Source organism: Lactococcus hircilactis (assembly GCF_009601015.1).
Taxonomy (GTDB): domain Bacteria; phylum Bacillota; class Bacilli; order Lactobacillales; family Streptococcaceae; genus Lactococcus; species Lactococcus hircilactis.
In genome coordinates this window covers 104,266-121,799 of the sequence record NZ_WITJ01000001.1, presented here as the reverse complement: position 1 = coordinate 121,799, position 17,534 = coordinate 104,266, and the positions used below count along the sequence as shown (strand labels likewise).

14 protein-coding genes are annotated in these 17,534 nt (G+C 38.5%); 12 read left to right on the top strand and 2 right to left on the bottom strand.

All coding sequences use genetic code 11. The features are described 5' to 3' along the window. Positions 1-37: 37 nt before the first annotated feature. Positions 38-754 carry a trehalose operon repressor gene (gene treR / locus GHI93_RS00560; RefSeq protein ID WP_153494627.1) on the bottom strand — a complete coding sequence of 239 codons (717 nt, stop codon included), beginning with the start codon at positions 752-754 and terminating at the stop codon, positions 38-40. A 160-nt stretch (positions 755-914) separates the two neighbouring features. Here treR and GHI93_RS00555 point away from each other — a divergent pair, with 160 nt between their 5' ends. From GHI93_RS00555 to GHI93_RS00540, 4 genes are all read left to right on the top strand, one after another. Continuing rightward, positions 915-1,400 carry a PTS sugar transporter subunit IIA gene (locus GHI93_RS00555; protein ID WP_153494625.1) on the top strand — a complete coding sequence of 162 codons (486 nt, stop codon included), beginning with the start codon at positions 915-917 and terminating at the stop codon, positions 1,398-1,400. Positions 1,401-1,469: 69 nt separating this feature from the next. After that, on the top strand, positions 1,470-3,113 hold the full coding sequence (locus GHI93_RS00550; RefSeq protein WP_153494623.1) for a PTS transporter subunit EIIC: 1,644 nt from the start codon (positions 1,470-1,472) through the stop codon (positions 3,111-3,113). 100 nt (positions 3,114-3,213) lie between these two features. Next, a complete protein-coding gene (locus GHI93_RS00545; RefSeq protein ID WP_153494622.1) occupies positions 3,214-5,535 on the top strand; it encodes a glycoside hydrolase family 65 protein in 2,322 nt (773 codons plus the stop codon). 156 nt (positions 5,536-5,691) lie between these two features. Next, complete coding sequence (locus GHI93_RS00540; RefSeq protein WP_153494620.1) at positions 5,692-5,964, top strand: hypothetical protein; 273 nt, start codon at positions 5,692-5,694, stop codon at positions 5,962-5,964. 343 nt (positions 5,965-6,307) lie between these two features. On the opposite strand, the gene GHI93_RS00535 is transcribed toward GHI93_RS00540, so the two are convergent. Then, a complete protein-coding gene (locus GHI93_RS00535) occupies positions 6,308-6,967 on the bottom strand; it encodes a TetR family transcriptional regulator (RefSeq protein ID WP_153494618.1) in 660 nt (219 codons plus the stop codon). Between the two features lie 177 nt (positions 6,968-7,144). Between GHI93_RS00535 and GHI93_RS00530 the strand changes: the two genes are divergently transcribed. The 8 genes from GHI93_RS00530 (at position 7,145) to GHI93_RS00495 (ending at position 17,518) form a co-directional block, all read left to right on the top strand. After that, positions 7,145-8,101, top strand: coding sequence for an ATP-binding cassette domain-containing protein (locus tag GHI93_RS00530; RefSeq protein WP_153494616.1), 957 nt, complete (start codon positions 7,145-7,147; stop codon positions 8,099-8,101). Positions 8,102-8,104: 3 nt separating this feature from the next. Beyond that, complete coding sequence (locus GHI93_RS00525; RefSeq protein WP_153494614.1) at positions 8,105-8,926, top strand: ABC transporter permease; 822 nt, start codon at positions 8,105-8,107, stop codon at positions 8,924-8,926. A gap of 303 nt (positions 8,927-9,229) precedes the next feature. Then, a complete protein-coding gene (locus GHI93_RS00520; protein WP_153494612.1) occupies positions 9,230-11,626 on the top strand; it encodes a carbon starvation CstA family protein in 2,397 nt (798 codons plus the stop codon). A 155-nt stretch (positions 11,627-11,781) separates the two neighbouring features. Then, a complete protein-coding gene (locus GHI93_RS00515; protein ID WP_153494610.1) occupies positions 11,782-12,360 on the top strand; it encodes a sugar O-acetyltransferase in 579 nt (192 codons plus the stop codon). A gap of 112 nt (positions 12,361-12,472) precedes the next feature. Beyond that, entirely contained in the window at positions 12,473-13,846 is a 1,374-nt protein-coding gene (rlmD, locus tag GHI93_RS00510; RefSeq protein ID WP_153494608.1) for a 23S rRNA (uracil(1939)-C(5))-methyltransferase RlmD, read from the top strand. Between the two features lie 24 nt (positions 13,847-13,870). Beyond that, the gene (locus GHI93_RS00505) at positions 13,871-14,497 is read left to right on the top strand and encodes a class I SAM-dependent methyltransferase (protein ID WP_153494783.1); all 627 of its coding nucleotides are present in this window, start codon (positions 13,871-13,873) and stop codon (positions 14,495-14,497) included. Positions 14,498-14,533: 36 nt separating this feature from the next. Further along, on the top strand, positions 14,534-15,898 hold the full coding sequence (locus GHI93_RS00500) for an aldehyde dehydrogenase (protein WP_153494606.1): 1,365 nt from the start codon (positions 14,534-14,536) through the stop codon (positions 15,896-15,898). 18 nt (positions 15,899-15,916) lie between these two features. Next, on the top strand, positions 15,917-17,518 hold the full coding sequence (locus GHI93_RS00495) for an NAD(P)/FAD-dependent oxidoreductase (protein WP_153494604.1): 1,602 nt from the start codon (positions 15,917-15,919) through the stop codon (positions 17,516-17,518). The last annotated feature ends 16 nt before the right edge of the window (positions 17,519-17,534 follow it).

The following is a 17,534-nucleotide window of genomic DNA, read 5'->3' as shown; positions in this document are numbered from 1 at the left end:
ATGTGTCTTTCTTTTTTTGTCAAGTGAGGAATCACGCTCAATGTTTTTGTCGTCGTGCAAATTCTGAAAATCTAAATTTATCCACCTGATGATGACTTTGCGTGAATTGAAAAAGCGTATTATCTGCAAGAGAAACATGGGACACCACGGAAACGATGTGGCGATCATGTGGATTTAAATCAAGAAAATTCATATCGTCAGCGCTGACAAGATCAATTGTAATCGATTTTTGAGCATAAGCAATGTCTAAATTTAAGTCCCGTTCCAAATACTCATAAACTGAATCGCAAGCTTGTTCAAGCGTCAAACCATGTGCAAGATCTGCCCTAAAAAAATCGCGATCCAAGATGGCAAACTTTCCATCAATTTTACGCCGTCGCAAAATATGAAAAATTTCTGTCCCAATTGGAAATGCTGTCAGTACTGACAACGCGGCATCCACTTTTTTTTTCTCAAATTTTAAAACTTCTGTTTGACTTTCAAATTGCAAAGACTGCTGCAATTCTTTGTAGGAAATTAAACCCGTCACAGGAAAGAGTAACTTTTTGTGTGGAATCACAAGACTCCCATAGCCGTGCCTGCGTTGAATCATCCCATTATCCGCAAGAATTTTTAGTGCTTGACGCACTGTAGCGCGCGACGCATGATAATGCGCTGACAATTCATTTTCGCTGGGAAGTAATGTATTTTCTGTGTAAACTTCATCAAAAATCTTTTTTTCTAAATCTTGTAAAATCACTTCATATTTTTTCATAAATCCATTATATCAAAAAAAAATAAGTTAAGACTCGACGAAAACGGTTTCATGTGTTAAACTTATCTTAGTTTCAAACTTGTATGTACAAGTAAGGGGGAAAAGCACCTGATTGTAAAACAAAACATACAACACATCAAAAAAAGAAAGGATTTATCACATGTTTGGTTTTAGTAAAAAGAAAAATTTAAAAGAAGATTCCCACTTGTATGCTCCACTCAGTGGCGAAATCATCTCCATTTCAGAGGTTGCAGATCCTGTTTTCTCAAAAAAAATGATGGGTGATGGCTATGCTGTTGAACCTACTGGAAATCAATTATTCGCACCCGTTTCAGCAAAAGTATCACTTGTCCAAGGACACGCGCTTGGTTTTGTCAGAGCTGACGGACTTGAGGTGCTCCTTCACGTTGGGATTGACACCGTCTCTCTAAACGGTGCACCATTTACGTTCAAAGTGAAAGAGGGCGACATTGTTGACGGCGGTCAAGAAATTGGACACGTCGATTGGGATCAAGTAAAGAAGGCAGGATTATCTCAAACGACAATGATCGTCTTCACAAACACTCAAGACAAACTTGGAAATTTTGAAGTGAAAAAAGGCACGACAACCGCTGGTGCTGATATTGGAAGCGCACAAGTCAAATGAGAAAATAGGAAATTCTCACCACCATTATTATTATTAACAAAACTCACCCGTTGAGTAAGGAGGAAACACATGGCCAATTATTCCCAAATGGCATCAGACATCATCGCTGCAGTTGGCGGAGATGAGAACATCATAAAAGTCATCCACTGCATCACGCGACTTCGTTTTACATTGAAAGATAAAGATAAAGCGGACAACGAAAAAGTGGAAGCCATCAAAGGCGTTGCAGGTGCCGTTTACAACCAAGGACTGAATCAATATCAAGTCGTTATCGGTCAAACGGTCGAAGACATCTATGACGAAGTCGTTTTGCAACTCGGAAATCGCGTTGTTGACGACGCCGCAACCCAAGAAGCGATTGGAGAAACACAAGGTAACCAAAGTAAAAATCCATTCGTTCACGCCTTTCAAGTAATTATTGGAACAATTACAGGATCTATGATTCCAATTATCGGACTTTTAGCTTCTGGCGGAATGATTAACGGACTCGCCAATTTATTCAAACAACAGCCTGTTGGAAGTATGATTTTCCCTGCTGCGATGAATGCACACTTACTGAATCCGAATGGATCAACCTTTATTATCATTACCACAGCAGCAATGGCTCCATTTTATTTCTTACCTGTCCTTGTCGGATTTTCAGCTGCAAAACAACTCAAAGCAAACGAATATGTTGTCGCTGCAGTCATGGCTGTATTTCTTGATCCCAACCTTCGCGGAGCAATTAATACCGTGACAACAGTGGTTCATAAAGGCGTTACCTATACAAATTTCACTCAGCCCACACTTCATAATGTTTTGGGTGTCCATTTTACTTCAACCATATTTGGAATTCCGATCGCATTTCCTGATCCAACAGGATACCCTTCCTATGCTTACACAATTTTTCCAGCGATCTGTGCCACAGCAATCGCAGCGCCCCTTGGAAAATGGCTTCACAAACATCTCCACGTTGCCCTTCGTCCAATTTTTGAACCTATGATCACTTTCTTTGTGACTTTAATTGCCGTCATGGTAGCCGTAGGTCCAATCATGAATTTGATTGGTGGAGTTTTAGGAAATATTGTCACAACGTTGATTGGAAATGGAGATAATCTCATTCAACTTGGTATCGCAGCACTTATCATTGGTGGACTTTATCAATGTCTTGTTATTTTTGGTTTGCATTGGTTGATCATCCCAATTTTAACCCTCCAACTTGCCTCAACAGGTCAATCTAACATTAACATGATTGTTAGCTTTACCATGCTTGCTCAAGGTGCAGGAGCGCTTGCAGTATTCTTCAAAACGAAAAAGGCAGATATGAAAGGATTAGCACTTCCAGCTTCCTTGTCAGCACTGATGGGAGTCACTGAACCTGCAATTTATGGAATCAACTTGAAATACATCAAAGTTTTTATCATGAGTTCAATTGGCGCCGCTGTCGGAGCTGCTGTTGGTGGATTTATGGGACTTCAAATGTACGGGTTCTCAGGTTCGTTGATTGGTTTTCCTAGTTTCATTTCAAATCCAATGGATGGAAAAATCATTAATGGTGTAAAAGTTGTTCCCCATCAATTTTTAGGCATGAGTAATTTGACGATTTTCTGGATTGCAACTGTGATTTGTATCATTGTAGCCTTTGTTCTTGTTTGGATGTTTGGCTATAAAGATTCAGATGTCATGGGTGCGGGTGTTGAAAAGAAAAATGCATTTAAAGATGCCGTCCAATAAGCTTCTTATCACTAAAGAAGCTAGAGCGAACTCGTTCTAGTTTCTTTTTAAAATCGTAGCGCGAAACAACAAAAAATCTACCTCAAAGAAAGGACGACGAATGTCAAATACAGATTGGGCCATCAAATTTAATCAACTTGAAACAGCAAAACGATCGTATGCTCAAGAATCATTAATGACTTTAGGAAATGGATATCTGGGGTGGCGTGGTGCACCAGTTTGGTCGTCATGCTCAACAGATCACTACCCAGGACTTTATGTGGCTGGTATTTTTAACCGCACACATACCACAGTAGAAACACACGATGTTGAAAATGAAGACATGGTCAATCTTCCCAACCCTCAATTAATAAAAATTTTTATTGACGATCAATGCATTGATTTTTCAACACAAACGACGCAAAGAAAAAGTGAAATAGATTTAAAAAAAGGACAACAAAAAGACTGCTATACGGTACAATTAGAAAAAGGTCAGTTAATTCTATCAACAATAAAAGAAGTAGATCCAGTGAACTTTCACCAGATTGGATTTAGCGGAACCATCACATCTGATTTTCCTGCAAAGATAAGAATAGAAAGTAGGATTGATGGCACGGTTCTCAATCAAAATGTTGAGCGCTATCGCGCTTTTGATAGCAAAGAATTTGAAGTAGTATCAACTGAAAATAAAACCTTAATTGCAAAAACACGATCAACAAAAATTGATCTGGTCTTAAGTGCAAAAACAGTGGTCTCAGGACAAGAACTCAGACAAATTGACTCAGAAAATCCTGAAACAATCATTGAATCTGGAACTTTTCACTTAGAAAAAAGTACACCACTCTCCTTTGAAAAAGTAATTGTGATTGCGACAAGTTACGAAACAAAAAATCCATTACTTTTCGTAAAAAATGAAATAAAAAACGCAAACTTATCTTCCATTCAAACGCATCGTTCAAATTATTGGGAAAAAGTGTGGAGAGAAGCAGACATTAAAATAAAATCTGATCACAAAGATCTTCAACTCATGACACGAATGAATATTTTCCACATCCGACAAGCCGCACAACATGAAGCAAACCAATATCTGGATGCTTCGATTGGTTCTCGTGCATTAACTGGAGAAGGCTATCGCGGCCATATTTTTTGGGATGAAATTTTTGTTTTACCTTATTTTGCAGCAAATGAGCCGAAAACTGCGCGTGACCTCCTTTTATATCGCATTAGAAGAATAGATGCTGCCAAAGCAAATGCCAAAATTGATGATGAAACAGGAGCAATGTTTCCTTGGCAATCAGCGATGATTGGGGATGAACAATCTCAGTTTGTTCATCTCAACCCAGTGAATAAAGAGTGGGAGCCAGATCATTCCCGCAGACAGCGTCATGTGTCTCTTGCCATTGTTTATAATCTCTGGATTTATATTCAATTGACAAACGATAATACGATTCTTAAGGAAGGGGGGCTAGAGTTACTTATCGAAACGACCAAATTTTGGCTAAATAAAGCGCAACTTGGAAAAGATGGAAGATTTCACATCACAGGTGTGATGGGACCAGACGAATACCACGAAGCATATCCAGGACAAGCTGGTGGAATCAGGGATAATGCTTATACTAATCTGATGGTCGTTTGGCAATTAAATTGGCTTTTTGAACTAAGAGAAAAGGGATTTGATCTCTCAGCACTTGGAAAAACTCAGCTTGATAAAGCACAAGAAGTAGCACATCAATTATATTTAAATATTGATGAAAATGGTGTAATTGAGCAATATGATGGATTTTTCAAACTTGACGATGTCGATTTTGATGCTTACAAAAAGAAATATGGAGATATCCATCGACTTGATCGCATCCTCAAAGCAAACGGCTATTCCCCTGATTGCTTTAAAGTGGTTAAACAAGCAGATTTATTGATGATTCTCTACAATTTAGGAAAACATAAAACAAAAGAACTCGTAGAACAACTTGGATACACACTACCAGAAAATTGGTTAACCATCAATCGTGATTATTATCTCTCCTGTACAGTTCACGGTTCTACGACTTCACGTCCTGTTTTTGGAGGCATTGCCGTACAACTCGGAGAAACACAAGCCGCTTTAGATGATTTGATCGTAGCAATTGGATCAGACTACTATGATATTCAAGGAGGAACCACTGCTGAAGGTGTTCATATCGGAGTAATGGGAGAAACATTAGAAGTCATTCAAAATGAATTTGCTGGCGTTGATTTTCGAGATGGATATTTTTCAATCGCTCCGACCATGCCCCAAAATTGGACAGCTTTAAAATTTACTCAAAAATTTCACGGTGCCGTTTTGAATATCGATCTTTTCGATAATAAAGGTCAAGTCACTTCAGATCAAAAACTTCGCATTTTTGTTTACGGAAAAGAAGAACAATTGACTGCAGGAGTGCCACTGGTATTTAAGCTTAAATAGTAAATTTTTTTCATCATGAAGTGCAACAATAAAAAGAGCAGAGTTAAACTTCTATTCTTTTTATTTTTAAAAAAATATAGAATAAAACGATAATTCTCTTGACAAATAAAAAAAATAGCGATATAATATAGAAAAAATCAATAAAAGGAGTGACTTATGAAATTAAAAAACGTTAAAATCAAAAAAAGATTTAAATTTGAAAATTTGGGACTTATTTTATTCATCGTATCTTTTATATTAGCTTTCAGTTCAATGTATTTATTTACAAGTCAAGACTTTCTTCTCTCTAATGGACTTGCAAAATTTTCGTTAAGCTTATTTGTCCTTTCATGGCTAATGATTACTTATGGACAACACGCCAAAAATCATAAAAAAATTATCATCAGCGTCGTAAAATCAGAAGATTATCAAACGAAACGTTCTTATTAATGTGTGAATTTTAAACATTTTCTAGCTTTTTAACTTTTTCAAGAACTTAAATTTCTTCGTAATCAAGGATTAAATCTTACCATCTGTGTAGGTTGTGCCATAACCTGTACTGCCTTTATCCTTAATAATGACATCATTGCTCTCTCTTGTCCACAAACAATGCAAGAAACAGATTTACACAAAAAAGACCTTTTTATGGTCTTTTTTTACGCAATTTTCCTCAACCGTTTTTCCAAAAACGAGTTGATTGCACTCGTCATGTCCAAATTTTTTCTCTCAAATATTTTTTTCAGAAGATACGAAGTTGTCGTTTGTTCTAATTCAGGGATAAGGATGATAATTTTTAATTTTTCTGATTGGATATTATTGATTTTGCACCATCAAGAATTAATTGCAAGCCACAAAGAAATTCATTTTCGTTAGAGAGTGTATTTTCAGTGATTGTCGGGTCTGAAATCTCGATAAGATTTGGTAAACTTCCAAAAATAAAAAATGAATCGGTTGGTATGTCAGAGTCAAGTGTGTCAGTACCTGATTGCTCCTCAATGACATGTCCAAATGTATAATGAATCGCAGTCATCACAATCGTGCGAGAGCTTTTATTAGAGATTCCAGCCGAGCGAAGAGAGACAAGACAATATTCAATCAGATATGCAAGCGTCACCGCTGGATAAAAATGTGCGCCAGTGATAATCCGACCTCCATCACGAACTGATAACATCGCATTGCGCAGCTCTAATATATTTTCTTTGAGCCAGTCTTGCCATTTTTCATCGTTTTGACGAATTTTTAAATTACCCAGTGTCTGTTGTAAAAGATACTCCGCAATGTAATCAACAAGAAGCGCTTTACTTTTAAAATGCCAATAAATAGCTGGAGCTTTGACGTCCAATTTTTTTGCAATATCACGTAAAGAAAGCTCATTGTATCCTTTTTCATCAAGTAATTCGATGGCTGCCTGGATGATTTCTAGCTGACGTTTGCTAAATTCTATTTTTTCCATAAGTCTATTATAACACGGTTTTGTTTAAATTTAACACTGTTCATTGAATTGAACAGTGCCTTTTTATCAATATTTATTTTTTTATTTAACAACGTTAAATTTTTACTTGACAATTTCAATTAACAGTGTTAAACTGATTTTTGTAAATAAATTTAACAATGTTAAGGAGAATAAAATATGACAACAAAAAATGAAGTTCTCGCTGTTGAGGCACAGGGATTGGTAAAGATTTTTGGAAATCATCATGCAGTAGATGGTGTGGATTTGAAGATTAAAACAGGAACAATTTGTGGCGTTCTTGGACCAAACGGAGCTGGCAAGACGACGACAATAAATATGCTTGCGACATTATCAAAGCCAAACGGAGGGACGGCTAAAATTTTTGGGTATGACATTCAAAAAGAAGCGCAAAAGGTTCGTCAGTTGATTGGACTGACAGGGCAATTTGCTTCAATTGATGAAAGTCTCTCAGCACAAGAAAACCTTCGAATTTTTGCCCGACTTCATGGCCTTTCACACGCAGCAGCCAAGCAAAAAACAGCCGATCTATTAGAAGAATTCGGGCTGACAGATGCGGCGAAAAAATCACTTGCAAATTTTTCAGGTGGAATGCGACGTCGTCTCGATTTGGCAGCGAGTTTGATTAGTAATCCACCATTGATTTTTTTGGATGAGCCAACGACAGGGCTTGATCCTCGGACACGTACACAAATGTGGGATACGATTAGAAGATTAGTGGCAAATGGGTCGACAGTACTTCTTACGACACAATATCTGGACGAAGCTGATCAACTTGCTGACCAGATTGTCGTCATTGATAATGGAAAAGTGGTTGCTAATGACACGCCAGAAGGATTAAAAAAATCCGTAGGAAGTGCTAGCTTGCAACTGACGCTAAAAAAGTCTGACCAAGTGGAGCAGGCGACAAAAATTATTGAAAATGAACTTCAGGCAACAGTGCAGATTCAAGATAATACACGATTGAGTGCACCAATGCACAACACAGATAAATTGACAGATGTTTTGATTGCGCTGAAAGATGCAGCCATTGAATTGACAGAAACTTCTGTCAAACAGCCAAGTCTTGATGAAGTATTTTTTGCCTTAACCGGCAATAACAAGGAGGAAAATTAAAAAATGGAAAAAACAGCAAAAATCATTCCAGCAACAGAGCGGAATTTAAAAAATCATATCAGTTTTAGTTTAACTGTAAAAAATGCACTGACCTTCACTTATCGGGCCTTACTCAAAACGATTCATAATCCTGAAACTTGGATGGATATAACCATCATGCCAATTATGTTTACTTTGCTCTTTACCTACCTCTTTGGTGGGGCAATTGCGGGATCAATTAAGGCATATTTGCCGACGATTATTCCTGGAATTCTGATTCAAACGCTTGTGACTTCAACAGGAACAGCAGGGACAAATCTGCGTGAAGACACGGATAAATCCATTTCAAATCGTTTTAAGTCGATGCCGATTTCACGCATGGCACCACTTGTGGGGACGCTGACGGCTGACCTCGTGCGTTATGCAATTGCTGGGATTATTGTCTTTGGTATGGGCTATATTTTGGGCTTTCGTCCTGCAGCAGGACTTGGAGCGGTTATTATCAGTATTCTCTTTATGATGATGATTGCTTGGTGTCTTTCTTGGCTCTTTAGCTTTCTTGCTATGTCAGTCAAGTCAGTAACGGCTGCCTCTACGACAGCAATGTTGATTATGTTTCCACTAAGTTTTCTGTCAAACGCCTTTGTCCCAACAAATACCTTACCAAGTGCTTTGAAATTCTTTGCAAACCACATTAATCCTGTGTCTTATGCTGTATCAGCCGTGCGTCATATTCTCAAAAAAGGGACAATTGATGGAAATTTCTGGGCAGCGTTGATTGCAGCAGCAGTGCTCTTACTTACATTTGTACCATTAACTTATGTGACTTATAAGAAAAAAGGTTAAGGATAGTTGAATCAAAAAATGTATTAAGTCGCCTTTTGAGCGACTTTTTATAAAATTCCTGATTGTTCGGACCATTACGGCATACTTAAAAATAAACGTAATAAAATACACGTTGCAAAAATTGCTGATATAATACTTATATCAGGTTTTGACAAAACTGTCAAAACCTGATATAATACTTATATCAGGTTTTGACAAAACTGTCAAAACCATCTTCATGAGCTAGAACTACGTTTTATTCGTATAAAATGCAAGCGCTAACAAAAACAAGCGACTTGCTGATTATAAATAAAGGAGGAAGTTATGACAGATAAAAATCATAACGAAAATTCCGACTTTACTACGGAGGAAGAACTCTTTCTACTACGCAATAAAGACGGAAAAGTTGTTGGAATCAAAGACCTGAGACAAGCGAATTTTCAGGCAACGATGAAAGATTGGAAATCTCATTTGCCGAAAATGAAACCAGTCTCTATCATCATTTGGATTATCATTGCACTGCTTGGTGCGATCGCGTGGAGCATCATTGCTGTTTCACGAGGGGAAACAATCAATGCAATTTGGTTTGTGATTGCGGCGGTCTGCTCTTATATCATTGCTTATCGTTTTTACGCCCTTTACATTCAACGCAAAATCATGCAACCTGATGATAGTCGTGCCACACCATCTGAAGTCCATAATGATGGTCAAGAATTTGACCCCACCAATCGTGTCGTGCTCTTTGGACACCATTTTGCGTCGATCGCTGGTGCTGGTCCTTTGGTGGGGCCAATCCTCGCTGCACAAATGGGCTATTTACCTGGCACCGTTTGGATTATTTTTGGTGTTATCTTTGCCGGTGGTGTGCAAGATATGCTTGTGCTTTGGTATTCCCACCGGCGTGATGCCAGATCTATTGGTGCGATGGCACGTGATGAGGTCGGTAAGTTTGCAGGTGGTTTGACGAGTTTTATCGTCTTTATCATGACAATGATTGTACTTGCTGTCTTAGCACTCATCTGTATCACAGCAATGGCTGGTTCACCTTGGGCAGTCTTTTCGATTGGAATGACCATTCCGATTGCCTTGATAATGGGCGTTTACCTCAAATTTATACGTCCTGGTCGAGTCAATGAAGTTTCTCTGATAGGTTTTGCACTTTTATTAGTTGCTATTTTTGCTGGAAGATGGGTCTCTGAAACCCCTTCTGTTGCTCACATTTTTACTCTTTCACAGAGCACTTTAGTTTGGTGGGTGATGGGATATACTTTTGTGGCTGCGATTATTCCAGCTTGGATTCTCTTGACACCACGTGATTATTTGTCAATGTTCATGAAAATCGGGACAATTTTGATTTTAGCAGTTGCCGTGATTGGTGTACGTCCTGATGTAACAATCCCTGCCTTAACCAATTTTGCAGGAAATTCAAACGGACCAGTCTTTGCAGGCTCGCTTTTCCCATTCTTATTTATTACGATTGCTTGTGGTGCCTTATCGGGATTCCACGTTATGATGAGTTCTGGTACAACACCACATTTAATCAAAAAAGAATCACAAACACGCATGATTGGCTATGGTGGTATGTTGTTTGAAAGTTTTGTGGCAATTATGGCATTGGTAGCTGCCATTTCACTCAACCCAGGTGTCTATTACTCTATGAATACCCCCCAAGCTTCCATGCAAAAACTCGTTGGAAAAGCTTATAATACAAATGCAACAAATACTACAAATGTCAAATCAGCAGCGATAGCAGCCGAAGGCAATGCAGCACTTGCTATTCCAAAAATCGCAATGAATCCAAACGGAAAACCGATGACGATTGATTGGGAAGGGACAACAGGTCAAGCAGCGTTACGTCAAGTGGCAAAAGACGTCGGTGAAATTTCTGTCGTTTCTCGTACAGGTGGTGCGCCAACTCTGGCAGTTTCGATGTCAAATATCTTGAAACGTGTGCCAATTATTGGTGGTACAGGAATGATGGGATTTTGGTATCATTTTGCCGTCATGTTTGAAGCACTCTTTATTCTTTCAGCAGTTTCTGCAGCGACAAAGTCCACACGTTATCTCTTGACGGATGCCTTATCAAACTCCAAACGCAAAGCAATCAAGCGTTTTGGGGATGAAAACTGGTTACCAGGGAAAATTGTAACTACCGCCATCATTGTTGGTGTTTGGGGAGCATTACTTTTGATGGGAGTGTCCGATCCAAATGGCGGTATTCGAATCATGTATCCATTGTTCGGCATTTCAAACCAGCTTATAGCAGCTGCAGCTCTTGCAATCGTCTGCGTGATGGTCGTAAGAAAAGGATATCTCAAATGGCTCTGGATTCCTGCTATTCCACTTGTTTGGGATGTGCTGGTAACTTTCACAGCTTCTTGGGAAAAAATCTTTTCTGGCAATGTTAATATCGGCTATTTTGCTGCTTATTCTACAGCGCAAAAAGCAGTCAATAGTGGCACTTTAAGCGGTGTTTCATTGACAAATGCTGAAGCAACAGTACGGAATTCTCTGATACAAGGCAGTTTATCGGTTGTTTTTCTTGCCTGCGTTGCTTTACTCCTTATACTATGCGTGATCCGTGTTATTACTGTAGTTCGTGTCAAACAAGTTGGCGCTGAGTTTTCTTCTGAAACTGCATATATTCCATCTCATCTTTTTGAAACATCTAGTTTTTGGGCAACAAAACTAGAACATAAAGTTTTAAAAAATAAGAAATAAGATGACCTTGTTCTTGTTAACTTTAGTAGCGACATTAGTCTATTTTTAAAAATTTAATATAAAGTCAATGATTTTATTTGAACCAAAGCTTTTTCACACATTACTATGGTATAATACTTCTATATCTAAAAAAGACATAACAAAATGGAGAAAAAATGACTGAGCTGGAAAAAATGCTTGCAGGAGATTTGTATGATTGTGGTGATGCTGAACTAATGGCACTCTGGTACAAAGGAAAAAATCTCATGCAACGCTACAATCAAACACCTTATGATGATCGGGATGGACAAGCGAAAATTTTGGATGAGTTATTGGGTGCTCGTGGTGCATCAACACAAATTACTGCTCCAATTTATGTTGATTATGGGCGTTTTATCACACTCGGAGAAGCAGTGGAAATTAATATGAACTGTGTTTTTCTGGATTGTAATCGAATCTCAATTGGTGATTATACATTGATTGCACCTAATGTTCAAATTTATACTGTTTTTCACCCTGTTTCAGCACAAGAGCGCTTTGTGACAAAAAACGATGCTGATTTCCCATTTGCTGTAGCAAAAACTGCTCCTGTGACGATTGGTGCACATTGTTGGATTGGGGGCAATAGTATTATTCTTCCAGGCGTTACGATTGGAGATAATGTTACAATTGGTGCAGGAAGTCTCGTTACCCATGACATCCCATCAAACACACTGGCCTACGGGAATCCATGTCGGGTGATTCGTAAAATCTGACACACAAAAGAGATGAAAAGTAAGCTTTTCAAAAATTGTTTTTAAAATCAAACATCCGACTCAACAGCTACAGTGTCGGGTGTTTTTAATTGAGGTATGATATAATAAATCTATGAATGAATTGAAAAAAAATCGTGTTTTTGAAACAGAAGTGCTTGATTTGTCGCACGAGGGATACGGAGTAGTAAAAATTGGTGGCTTTCCACTTTTCGTTGAAAATGCCTTGCCAGGTGAAACCATTGAGGTCCGAGTCACTAAAATTGGAAAAAGCTATGGTTATGGGCGGTTGGAAAAAATTATTATCCCCTCAGAATTTAGAAAAAACAATATTGACCTAGATTATTTGAGAACAGGTATTGCAGATTTTGGACACATGACTTATGAAGCACAGCTTCGTTTTAAGCAAAAACAAGTCGTAGAGGTGCTTCATAAGATTGCACCAAAAGAAGAGTTTAGCGTTTTACCGATTATCGCTGCACCTGAAGCTACAAAATATCGAAACAAAGCACAAGTTCCTGTTCGTGCGATAAATGGACAACTTGAAACAGGTTTTTTTAGAAAAAATTCACATCAACTCATTCCGATTACAGATTTTTATATTCAGAATCCAGAAATTGATCAACTTATTGCATTCATCCGTGATGAGCTTAGAAAATTAGGATCTGCCAATAAAATTGCCTATGACGAGGAAAAAAGAAGAGGGTGGCTACGCAATATTGTCATTAGACGTGCGCACCATACAGGTGAAATGATGCTGGTATTGGTTGTGACAAGCCCACAGTTCCCCTTTGATAAAACAGAATTTCTGTCAGTACTGACAGAAAATTTTGACACACTAAAATCAATTCAATTGAATATCAATACTTCAAATGGAAGTTATATTTTTGGTAAAAAGTGGGAAATTCTTTTTGGACAAGCTACCATTGAAGATACGATGTTAGGAAAAAAATTCCAAATCTCAGCACCAGCATTTTATCAAGTCAACACAGCTCAAGCAGAAAAGTTATATCAAACCGCTTATGATTTTGCTGAATTAAAAAAGACAGATCACATTGTGGACGCTTATTCTGGGATAGGAACAATTGGCTTATGTGTTGCAGATCAAGTGTCCCAAGTTTATGGGATGGAAGTAATATCAGAAGCAGTAGAAAATGCAAAAATAAACGCAAATTTAAATAATTTGCATAATATAAATTATGTAACTGGTACTGCAGAGCACGTGATGGCAGCCTGGTTGGCTGATGGAATCTCTCCGGATGTCATTTTTGTTGATCCTCCAAGAAAAGGATTAGACGAGCAATTTATTGAGGCTGCAACGCAAATGAATGCACGAACATTGATCTATATTTCATGTAATCCAGCAACTTTTGCAAGAGATGTCGTACGCCTCAAAACAAAAGGTTATGAACTAAAACTCACGCAACCAGTGGATTTATTTCCTCAAACACATCATATTGAAGTTGTTGGTCAATTCATCAAACATTAATTAGAATAGGAAAAGAGGCAAATGATGGGACATCATCATCATAATCATGAACTTGAATCAAAAGTGTACTATGATCACATCGCACAGCGATTTAATCATAGCTGGGACGGTTTTCTTTCGCAATTTTTCAAGAAAGAAATTGTAAAAAAGCTTCAATGGAAAAAAACGGATTCCATTTTAGATGTCGGCTGTGCCAATGGAACATTGCTTTCTATGCTGCATGAAACACGGGATTTCAATGGCTTTGGACTTGATATTTCTCCTGAAATGATTAAGATCGCACAGCAAAATCACCCTGATTTTAACTTTCAGGTTGGATCGGCTCAAGCGCTACCTTATGAGAATCAGCAATTTGATCTTGTGATTTGTTCGGCCAGTTTTCATCATTTTCCAAATCCACTCACTTTTTTAGAGGAAGCAAAACGTGTATTAAAAGACAATGGCAGACTTGTGATTGCCGAGATTCGAATTCCCTTATATGATGTAAGAACCATTTATAATCGCTATATCACAGCGAAATCAAAAGAAGGAGATGTGAAGGTTTATGGTCAGCACGAACTCATAAAGCTTTTTGAAGCATCTGATTTTGACATTGTGATCCATCACAATCATTATCAAATCCAATATTATGAACTCAAAAAGCTGCGTTAAAGCGCAGTTTTATTCAACGACGAAAGGGAGGTTTTTATGTCCGATTTTTTTGATTTACTCAAAAGTCAGCATCTTTTCTTTGAATCTGGACAGACCAAATCCTATGATTTTCGTCTGTCAGCACTGACAGATCTTGAAAATGCACTGATTCATCGTGAGCATTTGATTCTTGCTGCTTTAAAAAAAGATTTAAATAAAGCCCCCTTTGAGAGTTATGCGACTGAATTTGGCGTGGTACTTGATGAAATCAAGTATGCTAAAAAGCACTTAAAAAAATGGATGAGTCCACAAAGAAGATCTGTTGGATTAAAAAACTTTCCTGCTCAAGGGAGAATTTATCGCGAACCTTATGGGAGTGCCTTAATCATGGCGCCGTGGAATTACCCTTTTCAGCTCTTGATTAATCCTCTTGTAGCAAGTATTGCTGCTGGAAATTGTACGGTTTTAAAAGCATCAGAAGATGCTCCAGCAACCAGTCAAGTCATCAAAACGTTGATCGAATGTATCTTTAAACCAGATTATGTGGCCGTGATTCTTGGAGATGTATCAGTCAGCAAACAATTATTAACGCATCAATTTGATCTGATCTTCTTTACCGGTAGTTCCAGTGTAGGAAAAATGGTCATGAAAGCTGCAAGTGAGTTCTTAACGCCAGTAACTTTAGAACTGGGTGGGAAAAGTCCGTGTATCATTGATGAGACTGCTCAATTATCGTTAGCTGCCAAAAGAATTGTTTGGGGAAAGTTTTTAAATGCTGGACAAACGTGTGTAGCACCAGATTATCTTCTTGTACACGAATCTGTCAGCGCTCAGCTCATCACGGTACTAAAAGAGCACATCCAAGCTATGTATCATAAGGCATTGTCCAATCCAGATTATCCTTCTGTCATTAATGACAGACATTTCAAGCGCTTAACCCAACTCATCCGTAACGAGAATGTCATTTTCGGAGGAGATTTTGATGCTCCATCTAAAAAAATTGAACCAACGTTGATTTTTACTGACAATTGGGAAAGCCCAATCATGCAAGAGGAAATTTTTGGACCGCTCTTGCCGATTTTGACGTATTCCTCCAAAGAAGACCTTGTAAAAAAATTAAATCAAAAAGAAAAACCTCTTGCCACTTACCTATTTACAACCTCAAAGGTTAATGAAACTTATTTTCTCAATGCACTCTCTTTTGGAGGGGGATGTATCAATGATACAGTTGTCCACGTTGCCTCTCCCACGCTTCCTTTTGGAGGAGTAGGAAATAGTGGAATGGGAGCTTATCATGGCGAGAAGGGCTTTGATACATTTTCACACGCAAAGAGCATTCTCAAAAAATCAAATCTCATCGATTTCCCGTTTCGTTATCCACCTTATAAAGAAAAATGGTTCAAATTACTCAAAAAATTATAAAATATCAGAAAGAATATCATGCTTAGAATTTCTCAAATCCGTATCTCAATCAACGATGACATCAGCAAAGTTAAAACACTAGTCCTAAAAAAGCTCCGACTTGAAGCGTCTGATCTTCTCGAATTTCACATTTACAAAGAATCAATCGACGCGAGACATCATGGTAAAATTGATTTTATTTACACCGTAGATATCGCCATAAAAAATGAATCAAAACTGCTCAAAAAACGGATTAAAAATGTCTCTGAAGCACCAGATTTGTCATATAAAATGCCAAAAACCGGATCAACTCCACTTCAACATCGCCCTGTTGTGATTGGTTTTGGACCAGCAGGCATGTTTTCTGCTCTCTTACTCGCACAAAAAGGGTACCGCCCCATTGTTTTAGAACGAGGGGGACAAGTCGATGATCGTGTGAAATCCATTGCACAGTTTTGGGAAAATGGAAAATTAGACCCTCATTCAAATGTCCAATTTGGAGAAGGAGGAGCAGGGACTTTTTCAGATGGAAAATTAACGAGTCGTGTACGTGACTTACGAGGGAGAAAAGTTCTTGAAGAATTTGTGATCGCTGGAGCGCCAGAAGATATACTTTATCATGCGCACCCTCACGTGGGAACAGATCTCTTACGTGATATCGTCAAAAATATTCGCCGACAGATCATCTCTCTTGGTGGAGAAGTCTTTTTTGATACACAAGTGACTTCTTTTGAGACTCAAGATGGAAAACTCATCGCCCTCAAACTTCAAGATGGGACTACGATCAAAACACATCACGCAATTTTGGCTATTGGTCATAGCGCTAGAGATACTTTTGGTGAACTGTACAAATCTGGCGTGAAAATCTCTGCAAAACCCTTTGCCATTGGCGTTCGTGTGGAACATCCTCAACGTCTCATCAATGTTGCACAATATAAAGAATTTGCTGGACATCCTCGATTAGGCGCTGCAGAATATCGATTGACTCACAAAGCATCAAACGGCCGAGGAGTTTATACGTTTTGTATGTGTCCTGGAGGATTGGTCGTTGCGGCAGCATCAGAAGAAGGACGTCTTGTGACGAACGGTATGAGTGAACACGCAAGAGCAGAAGAAAACGCCAATAGTGGTTTACTCGTTCAAGTTTTTCCAGAAGATTTCCCTAGTACGCATCCATTAGCAGGTGTAGAATTTCAACGTCAGCTAGAGCAAAAAGCTTTTGAACTGGGAGGATCAAATTATCATGCACCCGCTCAGCTTGTGGGAGATTTCATTAAGGACCAGCCCTCAACTCATCTCGGCACCGTTCATCCAAGCTATGGATTGGGTGTAAAACCAACGGACTTAACACAGCTCTTTCCCACTTATGTGACTGACGCAATGCGAGAAGCTTTGCTTGCTTTTGATAAAAAAATTCATGGTTTTGCAATGAACGACGCCGTCATGACAGGAGTGGAATCCCGCTCCTCTTCTCCAGTGCGTATCAATCGGGACGAAAACAACTTTCAATCGCTTTCCGTTCAAGGAATCTATCCAAGCGGAGAAGGAGCAGGATTTGCAGGAGGAATTGTTTCTGCAGCTATCGATGGCTTGAAATGTGCCGAAAGTTTGATTCAAAATTATGCGCCATCCGAGAAATAAGAACAGAATGTTAGCA

Bases quoted from the DNA above. Each gene is read 5' to 3' on its own strand.
- treR (WP_153494627.1), bottom strand. From the start codon at position 754: ATGAAAAAATATGAAGTGATTTTACAAGATTTAGAAAAAAAGATTTTT.
- GHI93_RS00555 (WP_153494625.1), top strand. From the start codon at position 915: ATGTTTGGTTTTAGTAAAAAGAAAAATTTAAAAGAAGATTCCCACTTG.
- GHI93_RS00550 (WP_153494623.1), top strand. From the start codon at position 1,470: ATGGCCAATTATTCCCAAATGGCATCAGACATCATCGCTGCAGTTGGC.
- GHI93_RS00545 (WP_153494622.1), top strand. From the start codon at position 3,214: ATGTCAAATACAGATTGGGCCATCAAATTTAATCAACTTGAAACAGCA.
- GHI93_RS00540 (WP_153494620.1), top strand. From the start codon at position 5,692: ATGAAATTAAAAAACGTTAAAATCAAAAAAAGATTTAAATTTGAAAAT.
- GHI93_RS00535 (WP_153494618.1), bottom strand. From the start codon at position 6,967: ATGGAAAAAATAGAATTTAGCAAACGTCAGCTAGAAATCATCCAGGCA.
- GHI93_RS00530 (WP_153494616.1), top strand. From the start codon at position 7,145: ATGACAACAAAAAATGAAGTTCTCGCTGTTGAGGCACAGGGATTGGTA.
- GHI93_RS00525 (WP_153494614.1), top strand. From the start codon at position 8,105: ATGGAAAAAACAGCAAAAATCATTCCAGCAACAGAGCGGAATTTAAAA.
- GHI93_RS00520 (WP_153494612.1), top strand. From the start codon at position 9,230: ATGACAGATAAAAATCATAACGAAAATTCCGACTTTACTACGGAGGAA.
- GHI93_RS00515 (WP_153494610.1), top strand. From the start codon at position 11,782: ATGACTGAGCTGGAAAAAATGCTTGCAGGAGATTTGTATGATTGTGGT.
- rlmD (WP_153494608.1), top strand. From the start codon at position 12,473: ATGAATGAATTGAAAAAAAATCGTGTTTTTGAAACAGAAGTGCTTGAT.
- GHI93_RS00505 (WP_153494783.1), top strand. From the start codon at position 13,871: ATGGGACATCATCATCATAATCATGAACTTGAATCAAAAGTGTACTAT.
- GHI93_RS00500 (WP_153494606.1), top strand. From the start codon at position 14,534: ATGTCCGATTTTTTTGATTTACTCAAAAGTCAGCATCTTTTCTTTGAA.
- GHI93_RS00495 (WP_153494604.1), top strand. From the start codon at position 15,917: ATGCTTAGAATTTCTCAAATCCGTATCTCAATCAACGATGACATCAGC.